The following is a 4,986-nucleotide window of genomic DNA, read 5'->3' on the forward strand; positions in this document are numbered from 1 at the left end:
CCTGTATTCGGCGGGGTGGACCTTGTCGTCATGGATGCGCCGAGCCTGCCGGAGTTTGGCGAAGGCGTTGGGCCGCTGGTGGCGGCATGGGCGGATCCGTGGCCGGGAGAGGTGGTCGTGTCTGCCGGTCTGGCCGACGACGCGCTGAGCGAGGCGGTGCGACTGGACCGGCCGGCGGTAATCGGGCGGCTGACGGAAGCGTGCGGCGCGGGGCCGGTGGGGCGGTGGGACCGCGCAAATGCGCTGGATGTGTATTGTCCGGGCGGAGAGTTTGCGAGCCTGCCGGAAGATCGTGTCCTGTCGGGCAGCAACGCCGCGCTGCTGGAGACGGCTGCCGGCTGGGAATGTGTGCAGTTTGAACAGGCTGACCTGATCGCGCCCGACACATGGCGTCTGACCGGGCTGTTGCGGGGGCAGCGAGGGAGTGTGCCCGGCGACGCAGCGATTGGCGCGCGGTTGGTGATGCTGGATGCGGCGGTGGCGCGGGCACGCCTTGGCGGGGAGGCATATGGGGCGGAGCTGGTCTGGCAGGCCAGGGCGGATGATATCCCACAGACGGCCATGTTCGAGGACCGTGCGGGCCTGCCCTGGCCTGTGGCGCATCTGCGTGTGCGGGCGGACCAACTCAGCTGGACCAGGCGCGGATCGGATGTGCCAGAAAGCTGGGCCATGCCGGAGGCGGAGAATGCCGGACGGTTTGCCGTCGGGTTCGATATGGGGGCGGGATTTGGCGATCCAGTGGTGGTGAACGTACCGTTTGTGGAATGGCCTGTCGGCGCTGCCTCAGCGCGGGTGGCGGAGATTGGGCCGGACGGGCGAACTGGGTTGTGGGCGGTGATTTAAGACCTGCAGCACGTATCGGGTGGCGGCGTTTGGCGCGCTTCGGCAGATTGGCCGGCATAAATTCAGGAGCCCACCATGACATTCCAGATTACCGGTCTCGCCGCCGAGACGTTTGCGCATTTGCCGAGCCTGACCGTGGCCGAACTTGCGGTGCATAACATTCAGAAAATCGTTGCGGATGTGAGTCCCGGCTTTCCCTGCCGGGTGAGTTTGCAGGACGCTGCGATTGGGGAGACGCTCTATCTCCTCAACCATACCTATCATGATGAGGCGACGCCCTACCGGGGCTCGCATGCCATCTTCGTGCGCGAAGGTGCGGCGGAATATGTGCCAGCCAAAGGCGAAGTGCCGGAGGTTCTGGCGCGGCGGCTGATTTCGATTCGAGGTTTCAATGCAGCGCATGACATGGTGGCGGCCGATGTGGTCAAGGGGTCTGAACTTGGCGTGGCAATCCCGTCCATGCTGGCGTCCGAGGGGGTTGCCTATCTGCATTTGCACAATGCCAAACCGGGATGCTTTGCGGCGCGGGTTGATCCGGTAAGGTAATATCCGGGTTTCATTACGGTTCCGGACATCCTAACTGTGATCGGATATCAGATTCGTGACTGGAAGGATTTCCCGCCCTTGGCCCTCGATCCCTATAAAGTGCTCGGCGTTGACCGCTCGGCCAGCGAGGCCGAAATCAAGAAGGCGCATCGCCAGAAAGCAAAGGATTTGCATCCGGACCAGAATCCGGACGATCCCAAAAAGCTGGAAGCTTTCAAGCAGGTCTCGCAGGCATGGGACATTCTTGGCGACAAGGAAAAGAGAGCCAAGTTCGACCGCGGCGAGATTGACGGCGACGGCAATCCGACCGGCTTTGGCGGCGGCTATCCGGGCGGCGGGCCCGGCGGCGGGGGACAGCGCTGGGAAACACGCGGCGGTGGCAACCCGTTTGGCGGCGCGCAGGGCGACCCATTCGAGGATATCCTGTCCGGCATGTTCGGGGGTGGCCGGTCGCGGCGCAGCGGGCCGGTCAAGGGTCGTGACGTACGCTATCGCGTGACGATCGACTTTGCGGATTCAGTCACGGGCGCGCGACGGCGCATGACCATGGCCGACAATACAGCGCTGGATGTGAATATTCCGGCAGGCATTGAATCTGGGCAGACGCTACGTCTGAAAAGTCAGGGGCAGGCATCGCCCAATGGCGGACCGCCCGGAGACGCCTTGCTGGAGGTTGAAGTGAAGCCCAGCAGCGTCTGGGAACGCGATGGCAAGGATCTGCGCATGTCAGTACCGATCGATCTCAAGATCGCGGTGCTCGGCGGCAGTGTCGAGGTGAAGACACCGTCCGGCCCGGTGACTTTGAAAGTTCCTGCGGGCTCCAATACCGGCTCTCAATTGCGTTTGCGCGGCAAGGGTGTGCAGACATCCACGCCGGGCAATCTCTATGCCCGACTTGAAATCGTGCTGGATGATCCGAAAGATGACGGGCTGAAAGCCTGGGCTGAAGGGCGCTAGGCGACCTCGATCTCGAAAATAGGATTGTCGGCCAGCACGCGGGCAACCATGTCCTCGAACGGGGCGGGAGCGGCAATCAGGTAGCCCTGCAATTCCTCGCATGCCAGCTGGGCCAGCGCTTCGGCCTGGTCTTCGGTTTCAACACCTTCGGCCACGACCGGAATGTCCAGCGAATGGGCGAGGTGGATGATCGCCTCGACAATGGCGCGGGATTTTACATTGGCATTCATGGACGTCACGAAGGAGCGGTCGATCTTGATCCGGTCGAACGGGAAATCCTGAATATAGCTCATGGACGAATAGCCGGTCCCGAAATCATCCAGAGAAATCTTGATGCCGAGCGCTTTCAGATCAAGCAGGATGCTGGTGGCGAGCTGGGTGTTGTGGATGATTGCGGTTTCCGTGATCTCCAACTCAAAGCGCTCTGGATCAAGCCCGGTCTGATCGAGTGCGGTGCGAACATGGTCGACCAAGTCCGGATCGAGCAACTGGCGGGCAGACAGATTTACGGCCACCGTCTCCTTGCCCGACCATTGGCTGGCTGCAGAACATGCAGCGAAGATCGTCCAACGTCCGATATCATTGATCAGCATGCTCTGCTCTGCCAGGGGAATGAACTCATCCGGGCCGATTAGGCCGACATTTGGCCGATTCCAGCGGATCAGCGCTTCCCGGCCGACAATGGCACGCGAGGATGCGCTGACTTTCGGCTGGAAGTGCAGCACGAATTCGTCATTCTCTATCGCCTTATGGAGCGCGCGTTCGAGATTGCGCTTTTCGATCTGGCGTTTGTGCAGAATGGCATCATAGAACCGTACACAACCGCGTCCGTCAGCCTTGGCGGAGTAAAGCGCGCGGTCTGCAAAGGTGAGGATGCGGGCAGGGCTGGTCGCGCGTTGTGGGACGATTGCGATGCCGATACTGCCGCCGCAGTTCAGCGTTCGCTTGCCCATGGCCAGTGGTTCGGAAATGGCGGCCAGTATGTTGTTTGCAACCCGGGTAACCTCTTCGGGTGTGGATCGGCCGCGCACCAGAACGGCAAATTCATCCCCCCCGAGACGGGCCACCATGTCCTTGTCAGACAGCTGGTTGGAAATACGGCGGCCCACCGCCTTGAGGAGCGTGTCTCCAGCGCCATGGCCGTACTGATCGTTGACTTCCTTGAACTCGTCCAGATCAATGATCATGACGGCCAGGTTCTTGCGATGCTCAGCGTCTTTACTGACAGACGATTCAAGCGCCATATTGAAGGCAACCCGGTTGGCTAGGCCTGTCAGAGTGTCACGGTAAGCGAGTGCGCGCACACGGGCTTCGGCGCGGATGCGCTGGGTCATGTCATGAACCGCAAAGAAGACGAAATCTTCGTTTGTGTCCTCAGTGCGCCGACTGGAGATCGTGGCGATCATCTCACGGCCATCTGCGAACCGGATGCGGCGTTCGCCATAATCCCGGTTTTCCTTCAGGGAGAAGGTCTCGTCTTCAATCTGGAAAAGGTCCTGAACAGAGCGACCCGACAGTTTTGGCAATCGATCCACATCCGCCAGATGGCCCAGATCCTTCAGGTCTTTGAGGTCGCTCAAGCGGTCGCTGAACATGATCCGTGCGGCCATATTGGTCTGGAGGACGAGACCATCAGCTGACACCATGAAGAGACCTTCGCTGCTTGAATCAGCCAGCACGGACAATTTGCGTTGTTCCTTGTGGCGAAGTCGCTGGAAATTACTATCGAGGCCGGCCGCAAGGGCGGAGAGGACCACCACGACCAGCATGGCGACGGCGATGATTGCGCTGAGGCCGGTGGTGTGAAGGGCAACTATCGGCGTACTCAGGCCTCTGATCGGGATCAGGGTTGTGCCGGACGCGCTGACAAAGTGAATGGAGATGACCGCCAGTACGCTGGTGACTGTGGCGATCGCCGTGCTCCAGCGGACATTCGAGTTCGCGCCGAGCAAATAGGTGCCGACATAGCCCAGGAAGCCGAGCACCATTGCGGCTGTGATGGTGATTGTATCGTACTCGATTACGGCAGAGGCGCTCAGCGCCGACATGCCATAGAAATGCATTCCGGCCACGGCAGCGGTCGCGATGCCTGCGCATGCCAGACGAAGCGTGCCATCCGCGTTCAGTCGCAGCAACAATGCTGTGGTGACGAAGCCAGCGACAGAGATAAGGGCGGACACGATTGTGCGACCCGCGTCGAAGACGATTTCGAATCCGGGTTTGTAACCGAGCAGCGCGATGAAGTGGGTGGCCCAGACCCCGAGGCCTACAACTGTGCCGGCGGCAATCGCCCACAGGATCTTGTTGCGGGTCACCAATGCAGCCTGGCTGCGATAGTAGATGATCAGGGAACAACAATTGCTGAATGCCAGGACGAACAAGGAGGCAAGCACGTGCTTCCAGTCATGCTCCGTCGTTATGCAGTTCAACACTTCGTACATCTGAAAGTAAAAATCCTTTTACGGGATTTTCATGCAGATGATTACGTTACCAAAAAACAAACCCTACTGTGTCAATCTGGGGCCACTCTGCCGGTTTTGGAAGGATGAGAAAAATTTTCGGTAACTTGTCGAAAACGTGCCTTCTGTATGTTTGATTACAGAATCAAGTGACGGGGTGTCGTTCTTGCGGTGGCCGGAA

At 59.9% G+C, this 4,986-nt stretch carries 4 protein-coding genes; 3 read left to right on the top strand and 1 reads right to left on the bottom strand.

Annotated elements, in window-relative coordinates:
* The 3 genes from B4F73_RS09840 to B4F73_RS09850 form a co-directional block, all read left to right on the top strand.
* The coding region (locus B4F73_RS09840) for a phage tail baseplate protein (RefSeq protein WP_422653694.1) at positions 1-843 on the top strand (843 nt) is incomplete at its 5' end.
* Positions 844-918: 75 nt separating this feature from the next.
* A complete protein-coding gene (locus B4F73_RS09845; RefSeq protein ID WP_290483146.1) occupies positions 919-1,389 on the top strand; it encodes a DUF1203 domain-containing protein in 471 nt (156 codons plus the stop codon).
* 78 nt (positions 1,390-1,467) lie between these two features.
* A complete protein-coding gene (locus tag B4F73_RS09850; RefSeq protein ID WP_290481615.1) occupies positions 1,468-2,346 on the top strand; it encodes a J domain-containing protein in 879 nt (292 codons plus the stop codon).
* Here the strand turns inward: B4F73_RS09850 and B4F73_RS09855 are convergent.
* Positions 2,343-4,787: a bifunctional diguanylate cyclase/phosphodiesterase gene (locus B4F73_RS09855; protein ID WP_206991016.1), complete on the bottom strand. Its 2,445-nt coding sequence runs from the start codon at positions 4,785-4,787 to the stop codon at positions 2,343-2,345. The two genes, B4F73_RS09850 and B4F73_RS09855, sit on opposite strands and share 4 nt — an antisense overlap.
* Between the last annotated feature and the right edge of the window lie 199 nt (positions 4,788-4,986).

Origin of the sequence: Hyphomonas sp. UBA3601 (genome assembly GCF_002375605.1) — a bacterium.
In the GTDB taxonomy this organism is placed as follows: Bacteria; Pseudomonadota; Alphaproteobacteria; order Caulobacterales; family Hyphomonadaceae; genus Hyphomonas.

Bases quoted from the DNA above. Each gene is read 5' to 3' on its own strand.
- B4F73_RS09845 (WP_290483146.1), top strand. From the start codon at position 919: ATGACATTCCAGATTACCGGTCTCGCCGCCGAGACGTTTGCGCATTTG.
- B4F73_RS09855 (WP_206991016.1), bottom strand. From the start codon at position 4,787: ATGTACGAAGTGTTGAACTGCATAACGACGGAGCATGACTGGAAGCAC.